The organism is Enterobacter sp. 4974935 (genome assembly GCF_058661735.1).
The window spans coordinates 4,137,295-4,161,356 of the sequence record NZ_JBZWGT010000003.1; the positions used below are offsets into that span (position 1 = coordinate 4,137,295).

The following is a 24,062-nucleotide window of genomic DNA, read 5'->3' on the forward strand; positions in this document are numbered from 1 at the left end:
TAAATCAACGGAGATTAGCATGAAGCCGTCCGTCATTTTGTACAAAGCACTGCCTGAAGATCTGCAAAAACGCCTGGAGGAACACTTTACCGTTACCCGGGTAAAGAACCTCAGCCCGCAAACCGTGGCACAGCACGCCGACGCGTTTGCCTGCGCCGAGGGCCTGCTGGGTTCAAGCGAAAAGGTGGATGCAGCGCTGCTGGAGAAAATGCCGAAGCTTCGTGCAACCTCAACCGTTTCTGTGGGCTACGACAATTTCGACGTGGATGCGCTTAACGCGCGCAACATCCTGCTGATGCACACGCCACATGCTCTGACGGAAACCGTCGCCGACACGCTGATGGCGCTGGTGCTCAGCACTGCTCGTCGCGTGGTGGAGGTGGCTGAGCGCGTGAAAGCGGGCGAATGGACGAAAAGCATTGGCCCGGACTGGTTCGGCGTGGACGTACATGGCAAAACGCTGGGGATTGTTGGGATGGGCCGTATCGGTCTGGCGCTGGCACAGCGCGCCCATTTCGGCTTCAACATGCCCATTCTGTATAATGCACGCCGTCATCACGCTGAAGCTGAAGAACGTTTCAACGCCCGTTACTGCGAGCTTGATACGTTGTTGCAGGAAGCCGACTTTGTCTGCCTGATCCTGCCGCTGACGGATGAAACGCGTCATCTCATCGGCAGGGCGGCGTTTGAAAAGATGAAGAAATCGGCCATTTTCATCAACGCAGGTCGCGGCCCGGTGGTCGATGAGAAGGCGCTGATTGAGGCACTGCAAAACGGTGAGATCCACGCCGCCGGTCTGGACGTGTTTGAACAGGAGCCACTGCCGGTGGATTCTCCGCTACTGAACATGCCAAACGTCGTCGCCCTGCCCCACATCGGCTCAGCCACTCACGAAACACGCTACAACATGGCGGCGACCGCCGTGGATAACCTGATTGCCGCGCTCGGCGGTAAAGTGGATAAGAACTGCGTTAACCCGCAGATACAACAGTAGAAACGAAAAAACCCGCCAGAAGGCGGGTTTTTGAATTTTGTGCTACTGGGTTGGAAGCTTACAGGCTTACAACGTTACCAGCTGCTGGGCCTTTAGCGCCGCTTTCGATGGTGAAGGAAACTTTCTGACCTTCATCCAGAGATTTGTAGCCATCGTTCTGGATAGCAGAGAAGTGTACGAACACGTCTTTAGAGCCATCGTCAGGAGTGATGAAGCCGAAACCTTTATCAGCGTTGAACCATTTTACCAGACCAGTCATTTTAGCAGACATAGAAATTACCTTATTAACAAATATATTGTGCCTTCCGGCTTGATGGATTGCGTTACAGATTTTTAAGCGATGAAGGAAGGGTCACTACGAAGGGTATCTATGGATAACAATCTGGACTGCTTTACTAAACTGCTTTAGGTCTGTGTAACAAACCGACGAAGATAGTTATACCGATATGGTAGAAGAATGACAAGCGTTATTTTCATCATGCATAAAAAAACCCCGCCGAAGCGGGGGTTTTTCTTATTCCGTTGCAGCGACCGCTGCGCTCCAGGCCTGGCTAAAGGCCTGATGCTGGGACGCCAGCGGCCCTATCAGCGTATTGTACTGACTCGCCTGCTGGGAGGTCGGGAACTGGATACCGTTAGAGACGAAGCTCACCTGCGTACCCTGCTCATTAATAAAGTCACCCACCTGAACCAGCTGCTGAGTAAAGACTTGCGCCGCCGGGATCAGTGGTTGCAAGGCGTTTGACGGCTTGGTCACGACTTTCTCATACACCTGGTCATAAACCGGCTTGAGATCCTCGTCCTGCTTCAACGCGGAGCGCGACGCATCAGCCTGCATTTTGGCATTTTGCAGCTGCTGGCTCAGTACCCCAAGCGCGCCATTTGACTGGCGCAGCGGTTCGCGCTGGGTCATATAATCCTGTGGAACGCGGATGGCATTCACGCTATCCACTACCGGGCGAATACCGGAATCCATCGCCTGGCTTACCTGCTGTGAATAGCCATACAGAATGGCGTAATCCGACACGAATGGACCAAACTGTTTTTTCTGATCCGCAGTCAGCGTTGGTAAACGCTCGCCGCTACGCATCACTGTATTCTGTAGAAAATCGATAAACGCTTTGCGCTGATCGCCTTCTTTATCGAAACACCCACTCAGGCTAACAACCATCAACAACGCCGCAATAGGCGCAAACCAGCGAGAGCAGGACTTTCCTGTCGCCATTTTATTACTCCTTTCACCCAAAAAGCGCACACCGGCACACGCGTGCCCAACGCTGACAAGGATAGTCCAGGTCAGCCTTGCAAGATAGAGTTTTCATGCAAAACGGGTATTGCCGTTTTTGTACTGACTATTTACAAAAAAATACCTGTGCATCCCTACATATGATTAATCAGGTAATTAGCATAACTATCCATATAGCTGAAACGGGTAAAGCGATCGTTATCGCACAATTAATCACAACCGTGACGATCCTGTGTTTGGTTTAGGGACTATTCTTAACATGCTCTCTGATGTTCATGATCCCGATGTGTGATTTATGAGGAGTTCTCAATGGAATTAAAAGATCCTGAGTTTGAGCTGCTGAGCAGCCTGGAACAGATTATTTTTAAAGATGTACCGCCGACGGTTACCCTGAATCAAAAGTCCAATCCTTTTAGTGAATTTGAGCGTTTACGCAAAGGGTCGGGCCTGAAAACAGATGAATTCGCAAGAGCGATGGGTGTCAGCGTAGCGATGGTGCTGGAGTGGGAGTCAAAGCGTGAAAAACCTACCCCAGCCGAGCTAAAGCTGATGCGCCTGATCCAGGCAAACCCTGACCTTCGCAAGCAGTTAGCCTGATAAAGTTTGTTTGCCCCCGCCCTTGCGGGGGCTTGTGTTTAGAGGCTTTCACATCGCCATCCCGACTCTTCCCACGCCAGCTCATGCGTCAGCTTTAATCCTGCTAAAAACGCTTCATCGTGCGACACCACCAGCAGCGCGCCGGGATAATCGGCCAGGGCCGCTTCAATGGCCTGAACGGAAGCCAGATCGAGGTGGTTGGTCGGCTCATCCAGAAGCAACAGCTGCGTTGCCGCTTCACGCCACAATACGCAGGCCAGCGCGGCCTTCAGGCGCTCGCCGCCGCTTAGATCGGCCAGTGGAAGTGTCACTTTCTCCGCGCCCAGCTGAAGCTGCGCTAAACGGGTACGCAGCGCCCCCTCTTCGAGCGGTGTATTGCCCAGGCTAAGGTGTGTCATCACCGACTGCGACAGATCCAGCCGGGAAAGATGCTGATCGAGATAAGCACATCTGACGGAGACCTTACAGGTTCCCGTAACAGGGGCGGTTTCGCCCAACATCACTTTCAACAGCGTGGATTTCCCACAGCCGTTCGGCCCGCGTAGCGCCACGCGCATCGGGCCATCCATTCGCCAGTTTATCGGGGAGACAGGCACGTGCGGAAGCACCAGTTCTTCCAGCACCAGCACCTGTTTTCCTTCCGGGATTTCACTGCCCGGCAGGGTAAACATCACCGCGTTATCTTCTTCAACCCGCTCGCGTGCCTGGTTAACCGCAGCGTTCAGGGCATGATTTTGATCGCTATGCTGTTTTTTCCAGGAACCAATCCGCTCTTTCGCCGCCCCTTTGTATTTGACCCGTTCAAACGAGGCGATGTTAAGGCTGTCGACCGTGCGAAGCGTTTTGGCCGAACGCCGCTGGCTGTCGTCATGCTCTTTATGCATACGGGCGCGGGTACGCTTGCGTTCGGTGGCAGCATGCTCCAGCGCGGCGCGGGCAGCCAGTTGCTCAGCATCACGCTGGGTTCGATAGTCAGCATAATTCCCGCCGTAGCTGCGCAAGCCCAACGCGCTCAGTTCAAGGATACGCGGTACCTGGGCCAGCAACTCACGGTCGTGAGAGGCCACCAGCACCCCGCCCTGATACCGGGAAAGCTGCTCGTAGAACCACACGCGGCCTTGCCTGTCGAGGTGGTTGGTCGGTTCGTCCAGCAGCAGGTAATCAGCATCCGCGGTGAATGCGCCGCACAGCAAGGCACGAATGCGCTCGCCGCCGCTTAGCTCTGCCGCGCGTTTGTTCGGCTCAAAAGAGGGAAGTTTTGCAGCGATAAAAGCCTGGCTTAGCCGTTCAGCCAGATCCCAGTAACCATCGAGCGTGTCGAGATCGTCGGGTTCATAATGACCGCCGTCGATGCGCGTGCGCGCCGCAAAGATCGCGTCGTAACCAAGCAGTCCGGCAAGAGTCGTATCCGCAGAAATATCCTGCTGCTGCGCCACATAGACGTGTGTACCAAAGCGCTCAACGTGACCGCTGGCGGGTTCATCAACCCCTGCCAGCAGACGCAGAAGGCGTGTTTTACCGCTGCCGTTGCGGCCAACCAGCGCACACACTGACGCATCCAGAGAAAGATTCAGTGGACCAAAAAGGATATCGCCCGTCGCAAACTGACAGGTGACCTGATGCAAAATAAAAGAGGGGGATTGCGCAAAATGAGCCATAAGCACTCCTGAATGAAATCAAAACATCCCCTGCCGACGCGATGCGTTGAGCAAGGATCGAAATTCATCAGTCGTGTTTGTTCATTTTTGGGGGGCGCTCCTGAGGGCGAAATTTAACGGGAACAAGAATAACGGCAATGCGCCGCCCATTTCAAGGTTAAATTTTCACCAGCGCTATTGCCCGAGCGTAAAAAACCCGCCGAAGCGGGTCTCACAATCAGATAAACGCAAACGCATCGCCAAACAGACGATCTTCCCGCGCGTCACGCTCGTTGCAGAACAGGTCGCGGGCAATTTTCGCCATTTCAAAGCGACCGGCAATGTAGATATCGTGCCCGGCCAGCGTTCCGTGATCCTGCAATACCGCAGTCAGCACCGTGCCGCTGCGCCCGCGCCAGCCCTCTTCCGGCTGCTCGACGACCGGCTCGATGCGCAGGTTTGGATGATTGACGCTCAGCGCTTCCAGCTCAGACAGATCGTAAAGGTGCTTCTCTTCACGGCCGCCCCAGTAGATGGTGATATCGCGATTTGGATTACGCGCCAGCGCCGTCAACAGAATAGAGCGGACATAGGAGAAGCCTGTACCACCGGCAATCAGGATCAGCGGACGGTCTTCGTCTTCACGCAGCCAGGCCTCGCCGTGAGGAATATCGACCACGATTTCACGCTCTTTCAGGATGCGATCCATCACGGCCATCGCGTACAGGTTAAGCTCAGACGCACCAATATGCAGCTCAATAAATTCCTTCTCTGCTGGCGTTGAGGCCATAGAGAAAGGACGCTTATCACGCTCGTCCATCACGACCATCAGGTACTGACCGGCACGGAATGAGAATGCCGCTTCAGGAACCAAACGGACGCGATATACGGTGTCGGTAATAGCATCTACCGACGTCACTTTACAGCTTAAGGTTGTCATTCGCTCTCTCTGTCGGGAAGTCTATAGGGCTAAACGGTCTTATTCTGCCTTACCGTTATTCATTATGGCCAGCTCGTCCCAGATCGCGTCAATTCGCGCGGTCACGGCAGGATCTTTTTCGATCGGGCGACCCCATTCACGGTCGGTTTCGCCAGGCCATTTGTTCGTGGCATCCAGTCCCATTTTTGAACCAAGGCCGGAAACCGGCGAGGCAAAGTCCAGATAATCAATCGGCGTGTTTTCCACTAACACCGTATCACGCGCCGGATCCATACGCGTGGTGATGGCCCAGATGACGTCATTCCAGTCGCGGGCATTGACGTCATCATCGCAGACAATCACAAACTTGGTATACATAAACTGGCGCAGGAAAGACCATACGCCCATCATCACGCGCTTAGCGTGACCGGCATACTGCTTCTTCATCGTCACCACCGCCAGGCGATACGAACACCCTTCCGGCGGCAGATAAAAATCAACAATTTCCGGGAACTGCTTTTGCAGGATCGGCACGAACACTTCGTTCAGCGCCACGCCAAGTACCGCCGGTTCATCCGGTGGACGGCCGGTGTAGGTAGAGTGATAGATGGCATCTTCACGCTGGGTAATGTGCGTGACGGTGAATACCGGGAAGTTATCCACTTCGTTGTAATAGCCGGTGTGGTCGCCGTACGGTCCTTCGGGTGCCAGCTCGCCCTGTTCAATGTAACCTTCCAGCACGATCTCTGCGCTGGCTGGCACTTCCAGGTCATTGGAGATGCACTTCACCACTTCGGTTTTGGTACCGCGCAGCAGCCCTGCAAAGGCATATTCCGACAGCGTATCAGGAACAGGCGTCACCGCGCCCAGAATGGTTGCCGGATCGGCACCCAGCGCGACGGAAACCGGGAAGCGTTCGCCCGGATGGGCCGCGCACCACTCCTGGAAATCCAGCGCGCCACCGCGGTGGGACAACCAGCGCATGATGAGCTTGTTTTTGCCAATCAACTGCTGGCGATAAATGCCGAGGTTTTGACGCTCTTTATGCGGCCCACGCGTCACGGTGAGGCCCCAGGTAATCAGCGGTGCGGCATCTTCAGGCCAGCACTGCATAATGGGAATTTTGGTCAGATCAACTGCATCGCCTTCCAGCACTTTTTGCTGGCATGGCGCGCCGCGCAGGCGTTTGGTGGGCATATTCAACACCTGCTTAAACTGCGGCAGCTTGTCGAACAGGTCGCGGAACCCTTTTGGCGGCTCCGGCTCTTTCAGAAAGGCCAGCAGTTTGCCCACTTCACGTAACGCCGTGACATCTTCCTGCCCCATGCCCATCGCCACGCGGCGAGGTGTGCCAAACAGGTTGCACAGTACCGGCATAGCGTAGCCTTTTGGGTTTTCAAACAGCAACGCCGGGCCGCCCGCGCGCAGGGTGCGGTCAGCGATTTCTGTCATTTCCAGATACGGATCAACAGGAAGCATAATGCGTTTGAGTTCGCCCTGCTTTTCCAGCAGCGCCAGGAAGTCGCGTAGATCGTGGTATTTCATGCAGTTAATCATGGCCTCTCTGTAAGCGCTTCATTATACGGCGTAAGACCGCGTGATGCTGTAATTTTGTTAAATTAGCGTGAACTTCCACGACTTACTCTCTTTTTCGCCATTATAATCACCTTAGCGATCCCGCCAGGGTTTTGGTATGCTTGCGCCCCGAACAATGGGAAGAGTGATTATGCAGGCCTGGTATTTACTGTATTGCAAACGCGGGCAACTTCAGCGCGCACAGGAACATCTTGAACGTCAGTCTGTTAACTGCCTGACGCCCGTGATCACGCTTGAAAAAATGCAGCGTGGAAAACGCACGACCGTCAGTGAGCCTCTGTTCCCGAACTATCTGTTCGTTGAGTTCGACCCCGAAGTGATCCACACCACGACGATCAGCGCCACGCGCGGCGTCAGCCATTTTGTACGTTTTGGCGCCCATCCGGCAAGAGTACCGTCATCGGTTATTCATCAGCTCTCTGTCTACCAGCAGCCTGAAGATATTACCGATCCGGAAACCCCTTATGCCGGGGACAGCGTGGTGATCACCGAAGGCGCTTTTGAAGGGTTACAGGCCATCTTCGCTGAACCAGACGGTGAAGCGCGTTCTATGCTGCTGCTCAACCTGCTGAACAAAGAGGTGTTGCAGAGCGTTAAAAACACCGATTTCCGCAAAGTTTAGAACTGCACGCCGAACAGACGACGCACGTTGTCATCGGTTTGGGCTGCCAGCCACTGCGCATCTTCCCCGCGCCAGTACGACACTCGCTCAGCAATGTGTCCCAGATAAGCCGGTTCGTTACGTCGTGATGCCGGTTTGGGCTGCATATCCCGGGGCAACAGATACGGCGCATCCGTTTCCAGCAACAAACGATCGGCCGGGATTACGGATAACAGCTCGCGCAGCTCCAGCCCACGACGCTCATCGCACACCCAGCCCGTGATACCCAAGTAAAGCCCGCGGTTCAGGCAATCCAGCGCTTCCTGACGGGAGCCCGTAAAGCAGTGCAACACCGCGCCTGGCAGTTTCTCCAGCCAGGGGTCCAGTAGCGCCAGAAAACGTTCATGCGCATCGCGACAGTGCATAAACACCGGCATCCCCAGCTCTGCAGCCAGCGCGAGCTGGGCGGTAAATGCCTTCTCCTGCTCTTCAGGCGTCGAGAAGTTACGGTTGAAATCAAGCCCGCATTCGCCAATGGCAACCACTTCTGGCGTAGCCGCCAGACGATGAAGCGCCTCAGCGCTTTCATGCGTCCACTGGCTGCTGTCATGAGGGTGCACGCCTGCGGTGGACCAGCAGTGTTGATAGCGTTGCGCCAGCTGCCGTGCCTGCTCACTCTCATGCAGATTTGTTCCCGTCAGTAACAGCCCGCTCACGCCGGCGGCAAACGCGCGCGCCACCACTTCATCGCGGTCTTTCGCAAACTGGGCGCTGGTCAGGTTAAGCCCGATATCAAACATACGTATCCCCATATGACAACCGCCCTGACGGGCGGTTGGTTTTATTCTTTAGTGGTCTCTTCAGACGGCTCGTCTTCTTCGTCCCGGGTACGCCCCTTTCCGACGTAGAAACGAGCGAAGAATACGCCGACTTCAAACAGGCAGTACATGGGTATCGCCAGTAAGGTTTGCGAGAAGACGTCCGGTGGCGTTAACAGCATACCTACGACAAATGCCCCTACCAGGATGTACGGGCGCTTCTTACGCAGATCGTCAGGCGTGGTCACCCCCACCCAGCAGAGCAGGACAATCGCGACGGGCACCTCGAAGGCGACACCAAAGGCCATAAACAGCGCCATAACGAAGCTGAGGTAGCTGGCGATGTCCGTCGACACCTGTACCCCTTCCGGCGCGGTATGCGTCAGGAAGCCGAAGGCCAGCGGGAAGACAACGAAGTAGGCGAACGCCATACCGATATAAAACAGCAGCGAACTGGACACCAGCAGCGGAATAACCAGCTTGCGTTCATGCCTGTACAGCGCGGGTGCCACAAATGCCCAGACCTGATACAAAATGACCGGCGCAGAGGCAATCAACGACACCCAGAAGGTCAGCTTGATCGGGGTAAAGAACGGCGAAGCAACGTCCGTTGCAATCATCGTTGCGCCCAGCGGCATCTGCTTAATCAGCGGTGCGGAAACCACCTGATAGATATCGTTGGCAAAATAGACCAGACATAAAAAAATGAGGAAAACCGCAATAATGCAGTTTAACAGACGCTTACGCAGCTCAATGAGGTGCGTAATCAGCGGTTGAGTATCATCTACTGCCATGTTTACGCTTTATCACTCGACGAGGGGGATGATTCGGAAACGGGCGCGGCGGGTTTTACCTCAGCCGTTTTGACCACGGGCTCTTCCGGCGGCACCTGCTTTTTCACTTCGGGCTCCTGCGGCGATTGCTCTGGCGAAGCAGCCTGATGTTCCGCGCTGGAAGGCGTCACACCCTCGCGCTGCTCTTCGCTGCCCTTCACCACCGGATTATGGATGGTGTTTGCTTCATCACTCGCCTTCTCAGGATCGTTAACGCTGTATGAGCGCTTCATGGATTCAGCCGCTTCGCGCAACTCATCCATGGATGCTTTCAGCTCCGGCGTCAGGTTGTCCATGCTCGCCTTTTCAACCTTTTTCAGGCTGTCCTGAAATTCCTGAAGCTTCAGTTCCTGCGCCAGCTCGTTCTGCACGGTCGTTGCCAGCGAACGGAGCGCACGCACCCAGCCCACGACAGTTTTTACCGCAACGGGTAAACGCTGCGGCCCCAGCACAATCAAACCAATCACAAAGACCAGCAGTAACTCACCAAAACCAATGTCGAACACGAATTACACCTGCTCTTTATCGTGACGTTTGGCCTCTTCCTTTTTGGCTTCGTCCTGCTTATCGGCGATAGATTTAGCGGTAAAATCAGCGTCCTGACCGCTTTTTTCCTGCTTATTCTCATCATCGCTCATGGCTTTCTTGAAGCCTTTGATTGACGCGCCCAGGTCGGAACCAATTGATCCGAGTTTTTTCGTGCCGAACAGCAGCACAACGATGACGGCAATGATCACTAACTGCCAGATACTGATACCACCCATGCGTGTTCCCCAGTGATAGATGATTAATTAGTCAGATCGCATTATACGTATGCAATCTCTCGATAGCGACGCTAATTCAGCGTGTTTTTTGCCAGCCAGCAAGCCAGACAACCACACCGGCAGCCATAATCCAGGCTGGCATCATTTCCCAGTCCGGACGATTGATCAACAGCAACGTGCCGCTTATCAGCAGCGTCGCGCCAATTCCGAAGAGATAGCGGGACTGCCCCTGACGCACGCGACTGGATTGAAGCTCGTGCGCGATTTTATCCATGCTGTGCTGAAGGTTCTTGCTCTGACGCAAACTGTCGTAAACCAGTTCAGGAATTTCTGGCATTTTTTCAATCCAGAACGGGCCTTTCTCTTTAAGCGAGCGAACCAGGGCTGGAATACCGACCTGATCCTTAATCCAGGATTCGAGGAACGGTTTCGCGGTTTTCCACAAGTCTAACTGAGGATAGAGCTGGCGGCCTACGCCCTCAACGTAAAGTAATGTTTTCTGAAGTAAAACTAATTGTGGCTGCACTTCCATATTAAAACGGCGTGCGGTGTTGAACAGGTTGAGCAGAACATGCCCGAAAGAGATCTCTGAGAGCGGCTTTTCAAAAATTGGCTCACAGACGGTACGGATCGCAAATTCAAACTCTTCCACGTTGGTATCTGGCGGAACCCAGCCTGAATCCACGTGCAGTTCGGCCACCTTACGGTAGTCGCGATTGAAGAAAGCGATAAAGTTCTCGGCGAGATAACGTTTATCCTCTTTATTCAGCGAGCCGACAATACCGCAGTCGATGCCGATGTACTTCGGGTCTTCCGGGTGCTCATAGCTGACGAAAATGTTGCCCGGATGCATGTCAGCATGGAAGAAGCTGTCGCGGAAAACCTGAGTAAAGAAGACCTGCACGCCGCGCTCGGCAAGCAGCTTCATGTTGGTGCCCTGTTTTTCCAGCGCTACCACGTCCGAGACCGGGATGCCGTAGATACGTTCCATCACCATCATGTTCTGACTGCAATAGTCAGAATAGACTTCCGGAACATACAGCATCGGACTGTCTTCAAAGTTTCGACGCAGCTGAATGGCGTTCGCCGATTCACGCAGCAAGTTAAGTTCATCGATGAGCGTTTTTTCGTATTCCCGTACCACTTCCAGTGGACGCAGACGGCGGCCATCCGGCAACAGACGCGGCACCCAGCGAGCCAGGCGATAGATCAGCTTCATGTCCGCTCTGATAACCGGCAGGATATCCGGGCGAATCACCTTAATGACCACCTCTTTGCCATTCTCCTTCAGGCGCGCGGTGTGAACCTGCGCAATAGAGGCAGAGGCCAGAGGCTGAATGTCGAAATCATCAAACCAGGTCTCGATGGGGATATTGCCCATCGCTTCTTCGATTTGTTTCTTCGCTCTCTCTCCGTCAAACGGAGCGACGCGGTCCTGCAATAGCGCGAGCTGATCGGCAATCTGCGGCGGGAAAAGGTCGCGACGCGTTGAGAGCATCTGCCCAAACTTGATCCAGACCGGTCCCAGCTCCTGCAACGCAAGACGCAGGCGTGCGCCCAGCTCCTGATCCTTATGGCGATTCGGCATCCAGAACAGCGTGCGACGCCAAAGCCGAAGCGGCAGGGTGATACGCATTCTGGGGATAAGCTCGTCGAGCCCGTAGCTCAAAAAGGTGCGAACGATAAAATAGAGGCGCCGAATTTCACCAGGCGTCATTTGCCCTCCAGTTTTTCAAGCCGTTTGGTTAACGCATCAACTGCGCGCTCAACTGCCGCGGTCTCTTCTGCAAACCAGGCGACTTCTAAAGGCCCAGGCGCCATACGCCACTCTTCGGTCAGCACCTCGGCAGCATAGCGCTGTTGACGGAGCAGGCCTTTACGCAGGAAAGTGGAACCCGTGCGCAGCGTTTTGCTTATCCCTTCAGCCGCGATGTCGCCGATATAGGGCGCCAGCAGTTCCGCGGGGTCAAATTCAGCCTGATCGCTGAGTGCAACGAAGTTCTGTACCACCTGAATATCGCCCTCGACCTCCAGCTCACCGCTGCGAATAAGCGCCGTCATCTGCTGACGGTCACGCAGTTTTGGCAATACGCTCATGTGCGTAATCACCGAGCAGTCAGCCTCGCCTTCCCACTCCCCCAGAACGTCAAGCTGGCGTTCGCTGAAGACCAGCACAAGCGGCGTCGAGAACTCTTTTAAAACGATACGCAGCACCTTTCCGTTAAGCCGCTGACGTGCGGTTTTCAGCGCCGGGGCGCGATACAGAAAGGCATTCAGTACATTCTCGATGCCTGCGGTGACTAAGGGTTTAATGGGCACGGGAAACCTCCACTCAGAACTTGTAACCACGATGCAGCGCGACGACACCCGCCGTCATATTGAAGTATTCCACGTTTTCAAACTCCGCATCCTGCATCATCGCTTTCAGCGTGTCCTGATCCGGGTGCATTCGGATGGATTCGGCCAGATAACGGTAACTTTCTGCATCGTTTGCCACCAGCTCGCCGATGCGCGGCAGAACGTGGAAGGAATAGGCATCGTAAGCTTTGCTCAGCGGGTCGATAATTGGTTTAGAAAACTCGAGAACCAGCAGTCGGCCGCCCGGCTTCAGCACGCGGTACATAGAGCGCAGCGCTTTATCTTTATCGGTCACGTTACGCAGGCCGAAGGAGATGGTGATGCAGTCGAACGTATTGTCCGGGAACGGCAGCGCTTCGGCGTTGGCCTGAACATATTCAACGTTGCCTACCACGCCGATGTTACGCAGCTTTTCGCGTCCCATTTTCAGCATGGAGTCGTTGATATCTGCCAGCACCACGCGACCGGTTTCGCCAACCAGACGGGAGAATTTAGCGGTCAGATCACCTGTGCCGCCGGCTAAATCCAGTACCTTTTGTCCACGGCGCACGCCGCTGCAATCAATAGTGAAGCGCTTCCACAAGCGATGAATGCCAAATGACATCAAATCATTCATCACATCGTACTTCGCCGCCACGGAATGAAATACGTGGGCCACCATGTCAGCTTTCTGCGCTTTGGCGACAGTCTGAAAGCCAAAGTGCGTTGTGTCTTGTGAATCGTCAACCATCTCAGAGCCTGCTAATCAGTCAAATGTTCGTGAAGTGTAACAGATTGGGCGCATTTGCCCTACGTTTCAACCACCGTGAAAGAAACGCGCCGACTGCGCTTCGGGGGATAAACTCGCCGCTAACCCATTGTCTTCATTGCGGCTATTTTGCTCACCATCGCCTTCACGCAAACGAAACTCCTCGTCCTGAGCCGTAGCCTGCTCCACCAGTTCCGGATTAATCTCGCGTTTAACTTCCACCCCCAGGCTGCGAAACGCCTCCGCCTGCGCCAGCAAATTGCCGCGCCCGGAGGAGAGTTTTTTCATCGCCTGGCGGTAGTTATCCTGCGCGCGATCCAGGCTTTGCCCCACCGAGGACATATCGTCCACAAACAGCCGCATTTTGTCGTACAGCTTGCTGGCGCGATCGGCAATCTGCTGCGCGTTACGGCTTTGGTGCTCATAACGCCACAGGTTGGCAATGGTACGTAACGCCACCAGCAGCGTGGTGGGGCTGACCAGCATAATGTTATTTTTCAGCGCTTCGGTGATCAGTTCGGGCTGTCTGTCGAGCGCCAGCAGGAAGGCTGGCTCAACCGGAATGAACATCAGCACATAATCCAGCGATCGCAGCCCCGGCAATTGTTGATAATCTTTTCTGCCCAGCAGACGGATATGGTTACGCACGGAGGCGATATGCTCCTGCAACGCTGTTTCGCGGGTATAGTCATCTTCCGCGTTGAAGTAGCGCTCATAGGCCACCAGCGTCATTTTGGCGTCGATAACCACATCTTTGCCCTGCGGCAGACGAACAATGACATCCGGCTGCATCCGCGAGCGCGCATCGTTTTCAATGCTGACCTGCGTTTCGTATTCGTATCCTTCACGCAGGCCAGAGGCCTCCAGCACGCGCGTCATGACCACTTCGCCCCAGTTTCCCTGCGCTTTGTTATCACCTTTCAGTGCGCGCGTCAGGTTAACCGCCTCCTGAGCCATCTGCGCATTTAGCTGCTGGAGATTACGGATCTCATGCGCCAGCGTGTGGCGCTCGCGAGCCTCCTGACCAAAGCTGTCCTGCACCTGACGGCGAAAGCCGTCCAGCTGTTCACGCAGCGGCGTCAGCAGGCTGTTCAGGCTCTGGCGGTTCTGCTCATCCACGCGGCGATTGCTGTGCTCAAAAATGCGGTTCGCGAGGTTCTCAAACTGCTCGCTAAGACGCTGCTCGCTGTTGATCATCTGACGGATTTTGTCTTCGGCGTGCAGTTGGGTGGATTCAAGGCGGGTGGTCACTTCCCGGAGATCGGCCTCCAGCGAGGTGTTAATGTCGCGCAGATTGCGCAGTTCGTTATTGAGCAGTTCACACTCATCGCGCCAGTGGTCACACAGCGCAAGCTGTTGTTTCGTCGCGCTGAGTTCGGCGACGATCTCTTCGCGCTCTGCCAGCTGATCGGCTTTCTGCTGAGCATGTTGGTAGCCGCAAATGAGCCAGCCAATCCCCACGCTCACCAGCGCAACTACCGCATAAACCAGGATTGAGATATCCACAATGCCCCCTGCATCCACGTGTAACCCGCACAAAATAGAATTGTGCTGTATGAACGTCCAGTTTGAAAGGGTTTTCCTGCGAGGCGTTACGCAAAAAAGAAAGGCCGAGCATGTCGGCCTTTTAGCACTGAAGAGAGAATTAGATCAGACGGCGCGCCGCTTCAACCACGATTTTCACCGCATGGCTTTCCGTCTGCTTCATGGTTTCAGCGTTCGGGATCTCCTGCTGGGTACGGTTGACGATAACGCCCGCCACCATACCGGCACGCAGACCCTGGCTTGCGCACATGGTCAGCAGCGTCGCAGATTCCATTTCGTAGTTCATGACGCCCATCGACTGCCACTCTTCCATGGAGCCTTTGAAACGGCTCACCACGCGACCAGAGAAGGTGTCGTAACGCTCCTGGCCCGGGTAGAAGGTATCGGAAGATGCAGTGACGCCCACGTGGGTGGTGGCGCCCACGGACTTCGCGGCTTCAACCAGCGCGGTGGTGCATTCGAAATCAGCCACTGCCGGGAATTCCATCGGTGCAAAGTGCAGGCTTGCCCCGTCCAGACGCACGGATGCGGTGGTAACCAGCACGTCGCCCACGTTGATGTGCGGCTGAATGGCGCCTGTGGTGCCAATGCGCAGGAAAGTACGAATGCCCAGCTGTGCCAGCTCTTCAACGGCGATAGAGGTAGACGGGCCACCGATACCGGTAGAGCACACGATCACCGCTTTACCGTCCAGCTCTGCGCGCCAGGTGGTGAATTCGCGATGCGCTGCCAGCTTAACCGGCTTATCCATCAGCGCGGCGATCTTTTCCACACGCTCAGGATCGCCAGGGACGATAGCAAGCGTAGCCCCTTGTAAATCGTTTTTAGTGAGGCCGAGATGAAAAACATCAGACTTAGACATAGGTGACTCCTCTGTGGGTCGGTTTGTCAGAAGAAGTAAAACGGTACTTTACAGAAGCAATGTGCATTATTTCGTGACACACCTCACCATGAATGAAAATGATTGCAGTTAATTTCCATAAAATGGTGATTCACATCACATTAACAAGTTATACCGCCGGGTGCTGCACAAAAGATAGACGCTATAAGGCACTGTGGGTTGTTAACCTGGTGTCTATATTTATCTTTGCGCTAATCCATTCATTGGTACGGAGAATGCCATGACTGAAAAAACCGGTTTTGCACCTGCTGCGGCCCCGCATGCTTCAACCATCGTCTCAACCCCTGAAGAGGCCATTACCGCAGGCGAGACCTCCATTCCCTCCCAGGGAGAGAACATGCCAGCGTACCACGCGCGGCCAAAATCCGCCGATGGCCCGCTGCCCATCGTGATCGTGGTGCAGGAAATATTTGGCGTTCATGAACATATTCGCGACCTCTGCCGCCGTCTGGCGCTGGAAGGTTACCTGGCCGTTGCGCCGGAACTGTATTTCCGTCAGGGCGATCCGAATGATTACAGCGACATCCCGACGCTGTTCAGCAACCTGGTCAACAAAGTGCCGGACGCGCAGGTGCTGGCCGATCTCGACCACGTTGCCAGCTGGGCAGCGCGCAACGGTGGCGACCCGCACCGTCTGATGGTGACCGGCTTCTGTTGGGGCGGACGCATTAGCTGGTTGTACGCCGCGCATAACCCGCAGCTAAAAGCGGCCGTGGCCTGGTACGGCAAGCTGGTGGGTGAAAAAACGCTGAATTCACCGAAGCAACCTGTTGATATTGCCACGGATTTAAATGCGCCTGTGTTGGGGCTCTATGGCGGTCAGGATACCGGGATCCCGCTTGATACGGTCGAGACCATGCGCCATGCGTTGCGCGCAGCAAACGCGAAGGCGGAAATTGTGGTGTATCCGGAAGCCGGGCACGCCTTTAATGCCGATTATCGTCCGAGCTATCATGCGGAATCGGCGAAAGATGGCTGGCAGCGGATGCTGACATGGTTTAGCCAGTACGGCGGGAAAAAAGCGTAAAAGCAAAAAGCCCGGTGGCGGCTACGCCTGACCGGGCCTACATTTCATCAAGCCTGACGCAAATTCTGCGCCGCCTGCACCATGTTCGCCAGCGCCGCGCGGGTTTCAGGCCAGCCACGGGTTTTCAGGCCGCAGTCCGGGTTTACCCACAGACGTTCCGCCGGGATGCGCTGGGCCGCTTTTTGCAGCAGCGATTCAATCCACTCCACGCTTGGCACATTCGGGGAGTGAATGTCGTACACGCCCGGCCCGATTTCGTTCGGGTAGTCGAACTCTTCGAACGACTCCAGCAGTTCCATGTCTGAACGCGAGGTCTCGATGGTGATCACATCGGCGTCGAGCGCGGCAATGGAGTCCATGATGTCGTTAAATTCGCAGTAACACATGTGGGTGTGGATCTGCGTATCGTCCTTCGCGACGGCCGCGTTGAGGCGGAACGCCTCCACGCCCCACTGTAAGTAAGCATCCCAGTCGCTGCGACGCAGCGGCAAACCTTCACGCAGCGCAGGTTCGTCGATCTGAATGATGCCAATCCCGGCCGCTTCCAGATCCGCAACTTCATCGCGCAGCGCCAGGGCGATCTGTTTGGCGATGGTTTCCCGGGTTACGTCTTCACGCGGGAACGACCAGCAGAGAATGGTCACCGGACCCGTCAGCATGCCTTTTACCGGTTTGTCGGTCAGAGACTGGGCATACTTCGCCCACTCCACGGTAATCGCTTCCGGGCGGCTGACGTCGCCGATTACCACCGGCGGCTTCACGCAGCGGGAGCCGTAGCTCTGCACCCAACCGTTCTGGGTAAAGACAAACCCGTCCAGGTGCTCACCGAAGTATTCCACCATGTCGTTACGCTCGGCTTCACCGTGCACCAGCACGTCCAGACCTAAACGTTCCTGCTCGACAATCGCCTGTTTGATGTGTTCCGCAATACCGGTGCGGTAGTGATTCGCATCCAGATTGCCCTTTTTGAAGTCCAGGCGCAGGCTGCGGATCTCGGTAGTCTGCGGGAAGGAGCCGATTGTCGTGGTCGGCCACGCGGGCAGGTTAAAGCGCGCACGCTGGGCTTCGGCGCGCACTTCATACGGGCTCTGGCGCTGGCTGTCCCGGGCGGTGATGGCCGCCAGACGCTTTTCCACTGCCGGGTTATGCACGCGCGTCGAGTGACGGCGCGCCTGGATCGGAGCGCTCCAGTCGCTAATCGCTGCCGTGTCGCCGCTGTTCAACGCGTCGCGCAGCAGAGCCAGCTCCTCACACTTTTGCAGGGCGAAGGCAAACCAGCTTTTCACCTCAGGGTCGAGTCGGGTCTCCACGCTCAGGTCAATCGGGCTATGCAGCAGGGAACAGGAAGAGGCCACCCACAATTCACGTTTACCGACTATGTCTTTAATTTGTGCATATTTCTCGGTGAGATCGGCACGCCAGACGTTACGACCATTCACCAGACCGGCAGAGAGCAGCCAGTCCACTGGCAGACGCTTGTGCAACTCTGCTACATCGTCTTTGCCGTGAACGAGGTCAACGTGCAGACCCTGAACCGGCAGCGCGGTAATGGTTTTCAGGTTCGGCGTTACGCCTTCGAAGTAGGTGGTCAGCAGCAGCTTCACCTGCCCGGTGAGCGCGTTATACGCCGGTTTGAAGGCGTCCAGCCACGCCTGCGGCAGCTCAAGCACCAGCGCCGGTTCATCGATTTGCACCCACTGAATGCCGCGTTTGCCCAGCTCAATCAGCCCCTGCTTATAAACCGGCAGAATGTCGTTCAGCAGGCTGAGGCGGTCGAACTGTTCGCCTTTCACTTTGCCCAGCCACAGGTAGGTTATCGGCCCCAGCAGCACGGGTTTCACCTGGTGACCCAGCGCCAGCGCTTCGTCCACTTCATCCAGAAGCTGGGTCCAGGTCAGTTTGAACTGCTGGCCTTTAACGAACTCCGGCACCATATAGTGATAGTTGGTGTTGAACCACTTGGTCATTTCCGCCGCCGCCGCTGGCTCACCCGTTGGCGCGCGGCCACGGCCGATGCGGAACAGGGTATCGATATCCACCGATCCATCGTTGTTCTGATGACGAGCCGGCACGTTGCCAAGCAGCAGGCTGGTGGTCAGAACATGGTCGTACCAGGCGAAATCGCCCACCGGCAGCAGGTCAATGCCCGCCTGTTTTTGCTGTTCCCAGTGACGCGCGCGCAGCTCACGTCCCACCGCCAGCAGTTCTTCACGGGTGGCGTTACCTGCCCAGTAGCTTTCTTGCGCTTTTTTTAGCTCGCGACGCAGGCCAACGCGAGGGAAACCGAGAGTGTGAGTGCGGATTGTCATGGTATGCCCCTTGTGAAATTCGTTATTTAGACGTCCAGATGTTTACACATCTATAATTGGCAGGTACTGTATATTCCTCAAGCGCAAAATGTTCATGGCGAAGTGAAGGACTTTCATGATCGAGATAAAACACCTGAAAACGCTACAAGCGTTGCGGAACTGCGGTTCTCTTGCGGCGGCAGCGGCCACGCTGCACCAGACTCAGTCTGCCCTTTCTCACCAGTTCAGCGATCTGGAACAACGCCTCGGCTTTCGTCTTTTTGTGCGTAAGAGCCAGCCTTTGCGCTTTACGCCGCAGGGCGAAATTTTGCTTCAGCTGGCGAACCAGGTGCTGCCGCAGATTGCCAGCGCGTTGCAGTCCTGCAACGAGCCGCAGCAGACCACCCTGCGCATCGCCATTGAGTGTCACAGCTGTATTCAGTGGCTGACCCCCGCGCTTGAGAATTTCCGCCAGAAGTGGCCGCAGGTGGAAATGGACTTCAAGTCCGGCGTCACGTTTGATCCGCAGCCGTCGCTTCAGCAGGGTGAGCTGGATCTGGTGATGACCTCAGATATTCTGCCGCGCAGCGGTCTGCACTATTCTCCAATGTTTGATTTTGAGGTACGTCTGGTGCTGGCCCCGGACCATCCGCTGGCCGCCAAAACGCGCATCACGCCGGAAGATCTGGCAACGGAGACGCTGCTGATTTACCCGGTACAGCGCAGTCGTCTGGATATCTGGCGCCATTTCCTGCAACCCGCAGGCATCAGCCCACAGCTGAAGAGCGTGGATAACACGCTGCTGTTAATTCAGATGGTGGCGGCCAGAATGGGAATTGCGGCGCTGCCGCACTGGGTGGTCGAGACGGTTGAACGCCAGGGTCTGGTGGTTACCAAAACCCTGGGTGAAGGACTGTGGAGCCGGCTGTACGCCGCCGTGCGCGACGGCGAGCAGCGTCAGCCGATTACGGAAGCGTTTATTCGCTCAGCGCGGAACCACGCGTGCGACCATCTTCCGTTTGTGCGGAGCGCGGAGCGACCCAGCGGCGATGTACCCACAGCGAAGCCAGGATCACCGTTCCCCCAATAAGGAAACTCGGCCAGTGCGGCTGTTCCTGCCAGATGGCGAGGTTCACCAGTAGCCCCGCCGGCACGTGCACGTTGTTCATGATCCCCAGCGTTCCGGCGTCTACCTGCGTCGCGCCGTAGTTCCACATAAAGTAGCCCAGCCCCGACGCCACCACGCCCAGCCAGACCAGAACGCTCCACTGCACGGGGGTGGTCGGCAGCTTTTGCGGGTTGCCGAGCATAAACCATGCCGCAATCGCGACAATCGCTGCGCCCATATAGAACCACGCAAACGCGTTATGCTGCGGCATCGGGCGGGTCTCCATGAGGCGTTTGTAGCCCACCATCCCGATGGCGAAGCTGATATTGGCGAGCTGGACGAACATCAGCCCGGTCCAGAAGTGATCGCTCACCTTGTCATAGCGAATTATCGCCGCGCCAATGACTGCCAGCGCCGCGCTCAGCAGGTATCCCCAGCGCAGGCGGCGCCTGCTGAGCAGGTCGTAAATCAGCGTGATATAGAGCGGCGTGAGCACGGTAAAGAGCAGAAATTCCGAGACGGAGAGGTAGACGTAAGCCCGGAAGCTGAACAGGTACATGATGCCGAGCTGCATCGCGCCTACCAGCATGTACAGCAGAATGGTTTTCAGCGATTGCCCGCGGGTACGCAGGAACGGCAGGAACACCAGCGCCGCCAGCCCCACACGCATCAGCACCGAAAAGTAGCTGTCGACCGATCCGGCAAGGTATTCGCCAATCAGGCTAAAGGAGAAGGCCCACAGGATAGTGGTGATAATGAGTAGCGCCACAATGCTTGTCTCTCAGAAAGAAGGAGAGGCATTGTAGCGAACTCTTTAGTTGACATCTGAACAATAAATAATCAAATGAAGATTATTCAAGGAACAGTTTGCGCAAATACTTAGGTACCGCGTTGTCTGCGTTGGTGCCAATCACTTCCAGCTCCGGGTGCAGATCTTTCAGGCGCTGGTGCGCGTTCTGCATGATGCAGCCTTTGCCCGCCATGGAGAGCATCTCGGCATCGTTCATGCCATCGCCGAACGCGATGCAGTCTTTCAGATCAAAGCCCAGACGCTTCGCGACCGCTTCCAGCGCGTGACCTTTGGACACCCCGCCCGCCATCACTTCCAGACAAGTCAGCGTGGAGAAGCTCACGTTCACGCGGTCTCCCCAGCGGGCGTTGATCGCCTGCTCCAGCGGAAGCAGCGCTTCGTGACTTTCGCAGGTAAAGAACACCTTGCTGATCCCTTCAGGATCCAGCAAACCCGGTTCATACAGGGAGTAGTTGAAGACGGCTTCCTTGAAGAAACGCATTTCGTCCGGGCGATGACGGTTCATAAACCACTCGTCGTCGCGATAAACGTTAGTGACGATATCCGGGTTGTTATGCACAATGCCGAACAAATCAGTGGCGATGTCGCGATCGAGATTGTGGGTAAAAATCAGGTTGCCGTCCGTGTCGTGTACGCGCGCACCGTTGGAGGTGATCATGTACGACTTGATCTCAAGGTTATCGCGGATCTGCCCCACGTCCACGTGGTGGCGGCCGGTGGCGAACACAAAGTTCACGCCGCGGGCAGTCAGGAGTTTTAAGGTCTCTTTCGCATAAGGCGACAGGGTGTGGTCGGGGGAAAGCAGCGTGCCATCTAAATCAGATGCAACAACCTGGTACATAGGGATTTCAACCTCTGGTGGAAAACAATAATCAGTTATGCCTGTTGAAAAATTCAACAATGGCGTTGAGCGCGACTGAGCGCATAGCGTCCTTTTCAAAAAGGATCTCATGGTACGCACCGTTGATGACCAGCGGTTTACCCCCTTCACAGGGATGGCCCGCCGCGGCGCGAAGTTCACAATAGCGGTCATGCATGCGGTTATCCACCACACGCTCTTCTTCCGCCTGGATCAGAAGCGTCGGCGTGTCATCATCGCCTACGCCCGCCAGCACCTGCTCACCGGCATGAATACCTTCCCGCACCCAGTGCCAGGTGGGGCCGCCGACCCGCAGACGCGGTTCATCGGCATAAAAACGCAGGTTGCGGCGATAACGCTGCCGACTGTGGGTTAACACGTTGATGGCAAACGGCAACGCCCGCCAGCGTCCTGTTCCTATGGCATAGCCTTCACGAATGCGCTGATGGCCCTCAGCCCAGTCGAGAAGATGGCGCACCATCCAGTCAGGAAAACGTATCACAATGCCGTACATCGGCGCGGTCAGCGCAATGGCGTCGCACTGGTGCTTATGGCGCTGCAAAAACAACGTCGAGATCGCGCCCCCCATGGAGTGGGCAAGAATATAACGCTTGCGCCACGGTCCGGGCTGCACTTCCTGATGCCAGAACGCGGCCAGATCGTCGACGTAATCGCTGAAGTTATCCACGTGGCCGCGATGGGTATCCGGCAGCATCCGGCCGGATAGCCCCTGCCCGCGATGGTCGATAATTAACACATCAAAGCCCAGATGGAACAGGTCATACGCCAGCTCGGCATATTTGATATAGCTTTCGATGCGCCCGGGGCAAACCACAATCACCCGGTCATTTTTTTCATCATGGAAACGAACGAAGCGTACCGGGATATCCCCGACGCCCATAAACTCATTTTCCTCACGCTGGCGCCAGAAATCGGTCAGCGGCCCCATGGAGAAAGCAGCAAATGCGTTTTCTCGTGTTTCCCAGTCCTTTTTCTGCTGAAACATTGGGTTTCCACCCCCCGTAATTCAGGGAATATCGTTTTTTTCGTCACCGGTCACAAAATGACTCAACAATAGCGTATTGTGGCATAAAAACAGACGATCCGGGAGTTTCAAATGACCTTCGAGTGGTGGTTCGCTTACCTGCTGACATCCATCATCCTCAGCCTTTCACCTGGCTCGGGCGCAATCAACACCATGACCACCTCCATTAATCACGGCTATCGCGGCGCGGCGGCGTCAATTGCCGGTTTACAGACAGGGCTTGGCATTCACATTGTGCTGGTGGGGATTGGTCTGGGCACGCTGTTCTCCCGTTCGGTGCTGGCCTTCGAGGTGCTGAAATGGGCTGGCGCAGCGTATCTTATCTGGCTGGGTATTCAACAGTGGCGCGCCGCAGGCTCGATTGATCTGCATACGCTCTCCCGGACGCAAACACGCGGCCACCTGTTTAAGCGCGCGGTATTCGTTAACCTGACCAACCCGAAAAGCATTGTGTTCCTCGCCGCCCTGTTCCCGCAGTTTATCGTGCCGCATCAGCCCCAGGTGATGCAGTACGTGGTGCTGGGCGCGACCACCATTATTGTCGATATCATTGTGATGATTGGTTACGCGACGCTGGCGCAGCGAATTGCGGCGTGGATCAAAGGGCCTAAGCAGATGAAGGCCCTGAACAAAGTCTTTGGTTCGCTGTTTATGCTGGTTGGCGCGCTGCTTGCGTCAGCGCGTCATGCTTAGCGAGAAATGATGAGATGAATGCCGAAGCCGGCGAACAGTGCGCCGGCAAAGCCGTCGATCCACTTCGCGATGCGCTGGTAGCCGCGACGCATCGCCGGTAAAGCAAACAGGCTTGCCACAACGGTAAACCAGGCGAACGTCTCAACAACGATTAGCAGGAAGATCCCCCAGCGCGCGCCCGCACCGACGTTATCCCCCACAAACAGCGAGAACACAGAGCCGAAGTAAATAATCGCTTTCGGGTTCGCCAGGTTAGTCAGCAGCCCTTTCACAAAGCTACGGCCGCCCGTTGCCAGCTCAACCTTTGGCTCTTCCGGCTTTTTCTCTTCTTTCTTCAGCGCCCCGCGCAGCATCTGGTAGCCCATCCAGCACAGGTAAAGACCGCCGCCAACCATGATGATGTTATGCAGCCACGCCATTTTCGCCAGGATCAGGTTCAGACCAAGCAGCGCAACCGCCGCCCAGACCATAACGCCCATGGTGATACCGAACACACCCATCATCGCCTCTTTGCGGGAGCGGCTGACGGCCGTTTGTGACACGAAGAAGAAGTCAGGGCCAGGGCTCATCAGCGCAACGATGTGCACTAACGCCACGGTGAGAAATAGCATTAACATAATTAGCTCGCGGGGAAATAATGTAGTGAGTCATCATCCTGGCACTTTTTCGCCCGG

At 55.7% G+C, this 24,062-nt stretch carries 25 protein-coding genes; 6 read left to right on the top strand and 19 right to left on the bottom strand.

Features of this window, described 5'->3' with window-relative positions; genetic code table 11:
* The first annotated feature begins 19 nt into the window (after window positions 1–19).
* Entirely contained in the window at window positions 20–994 is a 975-nt protein-coding gene (ghrB, locus tag AC4OVS_RS21000; protein ID WP_022646684.1) for a glyoxylate/hydroxypyruvate reductase GhrB, read from the top strand.
* A gap of 58 nt (window positions 995–1,052) precedes the next feature.
* Here ghrB and cspE read toward each other — a convergent pair whose 3' ends face one another.
* The gene (cspE, locus tag AC4OVS_RS21005) at window positions 1,053–1,265 is read right to left on the bottom strand and encodes a transcription antiterminator/RNA stability regulator CspE (protein ID WP_003860775.1); all 213 of its coding nucleotides are present in this window, start codon (window positions 1,263–1,265) and stop codon (window positions 1,053–1,055) included.
* Between the two features lie 243 nt (window positions 1,266–1,508).
* Window positions 1,509–2,219, bottom strand: a complete 711-nt coding sequence (locus AC4OVS_RS21010) for a DUF3053 domain-containing protein (RefSeq protein ID WP_023299059.1) — start codon at window positions 2,217–2,219, stop codon at window positions 1,509–1,511.
* 330 nt (window positions 2,220–2,549) lie between these two features.
* Here AC4OVS_RS21010 and AC4OVS_RS21015 point away from each other — a divergent pair, with 330 nt between their 5' ends.
* Window positions 2,550–2,837, top strand: a complete 288-nt coding sequence (locus AC4OVS_RS21015) for an HTH-type transcriptional regulator (protein ID WP_003860776.1) — start codon at window positions 2,550–2,552, stop codon at window positions 2,835–2,837.
* Window positions 2,838–2,875: 38 nt separating this feature from the next.
* Here AC4OVS_RS21015 and AC4OVS_RS21020 read toward each other — a convergent pair whose 3' ends face one another.
* The 3 genes from AC4OVS_RS21020 to ubiD all read right to left on the bottom strand — a co-directional run bounded on the left by AC4OVS_RS21020 (window position 2,876) and on the right by ubiD (window position 6,947).
* Window positions 2,876–4,495 (bottom strand): ABC-F family ATP-binding cassette domain-containing protein, encoded by a 1,620-nt coding sequence (locus AC4OVS_RS21020; RefSeq protein ID WP_491922687.1) that lies wholly within the window; start codon window positions 4,493–4,495, stop codon window positions 2,876–2,878.
* Between the two features lie 217 nt (window positions 4,496–4,712).
* Window positions 4,713–5,414, bottom strand: a complete 702-nt coding sequence (fre, locus tag AC4OVS_RS21025; RefSeq protein ID WP_003860778.1) for an NAD(P)H-flavin reductase — start codon at window positions 5,412–5,414, stop codon at window positions 4,713–4,715.
* 39 nt (window positions 5,415–5,453) lie between these two features.
* Window positions 5,454–6,947, bottom strand: a complete 1,494-nt coding sequence (ubiD, locus tag AC4OVS_RS21030) for a 4-hydroxy-3-polyprenylbenzoate decarboxylase (protein ID WP_491922767.1) — start codon at window positions 6,945–6,947, stop codon at window positions 5,454–5,456.
* A 172-nt stretch (window positions 6,948–7,119) separates the two neighbouring features.
* On the opposite strand from ubiD, the gene rfaH reads away from it, so the two are divergent.
* Window positions 7,120–7,611 (top strand): transcription/translation regulatory transformer protein RfaH, encoded by a 492-nt coding sequence (gene rfaH / locus AC4OVS_RS21035; RefSeq protein ID WP_032626529.1) that lies wholly within the window; start codon window positions 7,120–7,122, stop codon window positions 7,609–7,611.
* On the opposite strand, the gene tatD is transcribed toward rfaH, so the two are convergent.
* The 9 genes from tatD to udp form a co-directional block, all read right to left on the bottom strand.
* A complete protein-coding gene (gene tatD / locus AC4OVS_RS21040) occupies window positions 7,608–8,390 on the bottom strand; it encodes a 3'-5' ssDNA/RNA exonuclease TatD (protein WP_491922688.1) in 783 nt (260 codons plus the stop codon). The genes rfaH and tatD overlap by 4 nt on opposite strands.
* A 41-nt stretch (window positions 8,391–8,431) precedes the next feature.
* A complete protein-coding gene (tatC, locus tag AC4OVS_RS21045; protein WP_022646678.1) occupies window positions 8,432–9,202 on the bottom strand; it encodes a Sec-independent protein translocase subunit TatC in 771 nt (256 codons plus the stop codon).
* 2 nt (window positions 9,203–9,204) lie between these two features.
* Window positions 9,205–9,747, bottom strand: a complete 543-nt coding sequence (gene tatB, locus AC4OVS_RS21050) for a Sec-independent protein translocase protein TatB (RefSeq protein WP_022646677.1) — start codon at window positions 9,745–9,747, stop codon at window positions 9,205–9,207.
* A gap of 3 nt (window positions 9,748–9,750) precedes the next feature.
* Window positions 9,751–10,005: a Sec-independent protein translocase subunit TatA gene (gene tatA / locus AC4OVS_RS21055; protein ID WP_022646676.1), complete on the bottom strand. Its 255-nt coding sequence runs from the start codon at window positions 10,003–10,005 to the stop codon at window positions 9,751–9,753.
* 76 nt (window positions 10,006–10,081) lie between these two features.
* The gene (gene ubiB / locus AC4OVS_RS21060) at window positions 10,082–11,722 is read right to left on the bottom strand and encodes a ubiquinone biosynthesis regulatory protein kinase UbiB (protein WP_022646675.1); all 1,641 of its coding nucleotides are present in this window, start codon (window positions 11,720–11,722) and stop codon (window positions 10,082–10,084) included.
* The gene (gene ubiJ / locus AC4OVS_RS21065; protein WP_022646674.1) at window positions 11,719–12,324 is read right to left on the bottom strand and encodes a ubiquinone biosynthesis protein UbiJ; all 606 of its coding nucleotides are present in this window, start codon (window positions 12,322–12,324) and stop codon (window positions 11,719–11,721) included. The genes ubiB and ubiJ overlap by 4 nt, the downstream gene beginning before the upstream one ends.
* Window positions 12,325–12,337: 13 nt before the next feature.
* Window positions 12,338–13,093, bottom strand: a complete 756-nt coding sequence (gene ubiE / locus AC4OVS_RS21070) for a bifunctional demethylmenaquinone methyltransferase/2-methoxy-6-polyprenyl-1,4-benzoquinol methylase UbiE (protein ID WP_022646673.1) — start codon at window positions 13,091–13,093, stop codon at window positions 12,338–12,340.
* Window positions 13,094–13,159: 66 nt separating this feature from the next.
* Window positions 13,160–14,617, bottom strand: coding sequence for a DNA recombination protein RmuC (gene rmuC / locus AC4OVS_RS21075; protein ID WP_023299053.1), 1,458 nt, complete (start codon window positions 14,615–14,617; stop codon window positions 13,160–13,162).
* Between the two features lie 139 nt (window positions 14,618–14,756).
* Window positions 14,757–15,518: a uridine phosphorylase gene (udp, locus tag AC4OVS_RS21080; protein ID WP_003860792.1), complete on the bottom strand. Its 762-nt coding sequence runs from the start codon at window positions 15,516–15,518 to the stop codon at window positions 14,757–14,759.
* Window positions 15,519–15,777: 259 nt separating this feature from the next.
* Here udp and AC4OVS_RS21085 point away from each other — a divergent pair, with 259 nt between their 5' ends.
* Window positions 15,778–16,584 (top strand): dienelactone hydrolase family protein, encoded by an 807-nt coding sequence (locus AC4OVS_RS21085; RefSeq protein ID WP_252066121.1) that lies wholly within the window; start codon window positions 15,778–15,780, stop codon window positions 16,582–16,584.
* A gap of 47 nt (window positions 16,585–16,631) precedes the next feature.
* On the opposite strand, the gene metE is transcribed toward AC4OVS_RS21085, so the two are convergent.
* Entirely contained in the window at window positions 16,632–18,893 is a 2,262-nt protein-coding gene (gene metE, locus AC4OVS_RS21090; RefSeq protein WP_491922689.1) for a 5-methyltetrahydropteroyltriglutamate--homocysteine S-methyltransferase, read from the bottom strand.
* A 115-nt stretch (window positions 18,894–19,008) separates the two neighbouring features.
* Here metE and metR point away from each other — a divergent pair, with 115 nt between their 5' ends.
* Window positions 19,009–19,962, top strand: coding sequence for an HTH-type transcriptional regulator MetR (metR, locus tag AC4OVS_RS21095; protein ID WP_015570000.1), 954 nt, complete (start codon window positions 19,009–19,011; stop codon window positions 19,960–19,962).
* Here metR and AC4OVS_RS21100 read toward each other — a convergent pair.
* The 3 genes from AC4OVS_RS21100 to pldB form a co-directional block, all read right to left on the bottom strand.
* Window positions 19,850–20,749 carry a carboxylate/amino acid/amine transporter gene (locus AC4OVS_RS21100; RefSeq protein ID WP_003860795.1) on the bottom strand — a complete coding sequence of 300 codons (900 nt, stop codon included), beginning with the start codon at window positions 20,747–20,749 and terminating at the stop codon, window positions 19,850–19,852. The genes metR and AC4OVS_RS21100 overlap by 113 nt on opposite strands.
* A gap of 82 nt (window positions 20,750–20,831) precedes the next feature.
* A complete protein-coding gene (gene yigL / locus AC4OVS_RS21105) occupies window positions 20,832–21,632 on the bottom strand; it encodes a sugar/pyridoxal phosphate phosphatase YigL (RefSeq protein ID WP_023299050.1) in 801 nt (266 codons plus the stop codon).
* A gap of 31 nt (window positions 21,633–21,663) precedes the next feature.
* Window positions 21,664–22,656: a lysophospholipase L2 gene (gene pldB / locus AC4OVS_RS21110; RefSeq protein WP_058676811.1), complete on the bottom strand. Its 993-nt coding sequence runs from the start codon at window positions 22,654–22,656 to the stop codon at window positions 21,664–21,666.
* Between the two features lie 111 nt (window positions 22,657–22,767).
* Here pldB and rhtB point away from each other — a divergent pair, with 111 nt between their 5' ends.
* Window positions 22,768–23,388 (top strand): homoserine/homoserine lactone efflux protein, encoded by a 621-nt coding sequence (gene rhtB, locus AC4OVS_RS21115; RefSeq protein ID WP_006812363.1) that lies wholly within the window; start codon window positions 22,768–22,770, stop codon window positions 23,386–23,388.
* Here rhtB and rhtC read toward each other — a convergent pair.
* Window positions 23,385–24,005: a threonine export protein RhtC gene (gene rhtC / locus AC4OVS_RS21120; RefSeq protein WP_491922690.1), complete on the bottom strand. Its 621-nt coding sequence runs from the start codon at window positions 24,003–24,005 to the stop codon at window positions 23,385–23,387. The genes rhtB and rhtC overlap by 4 nt on opposite strands.
* Between the last annotated feature and the right edge of the window lie 57 nt (window positions 24,006–24,062).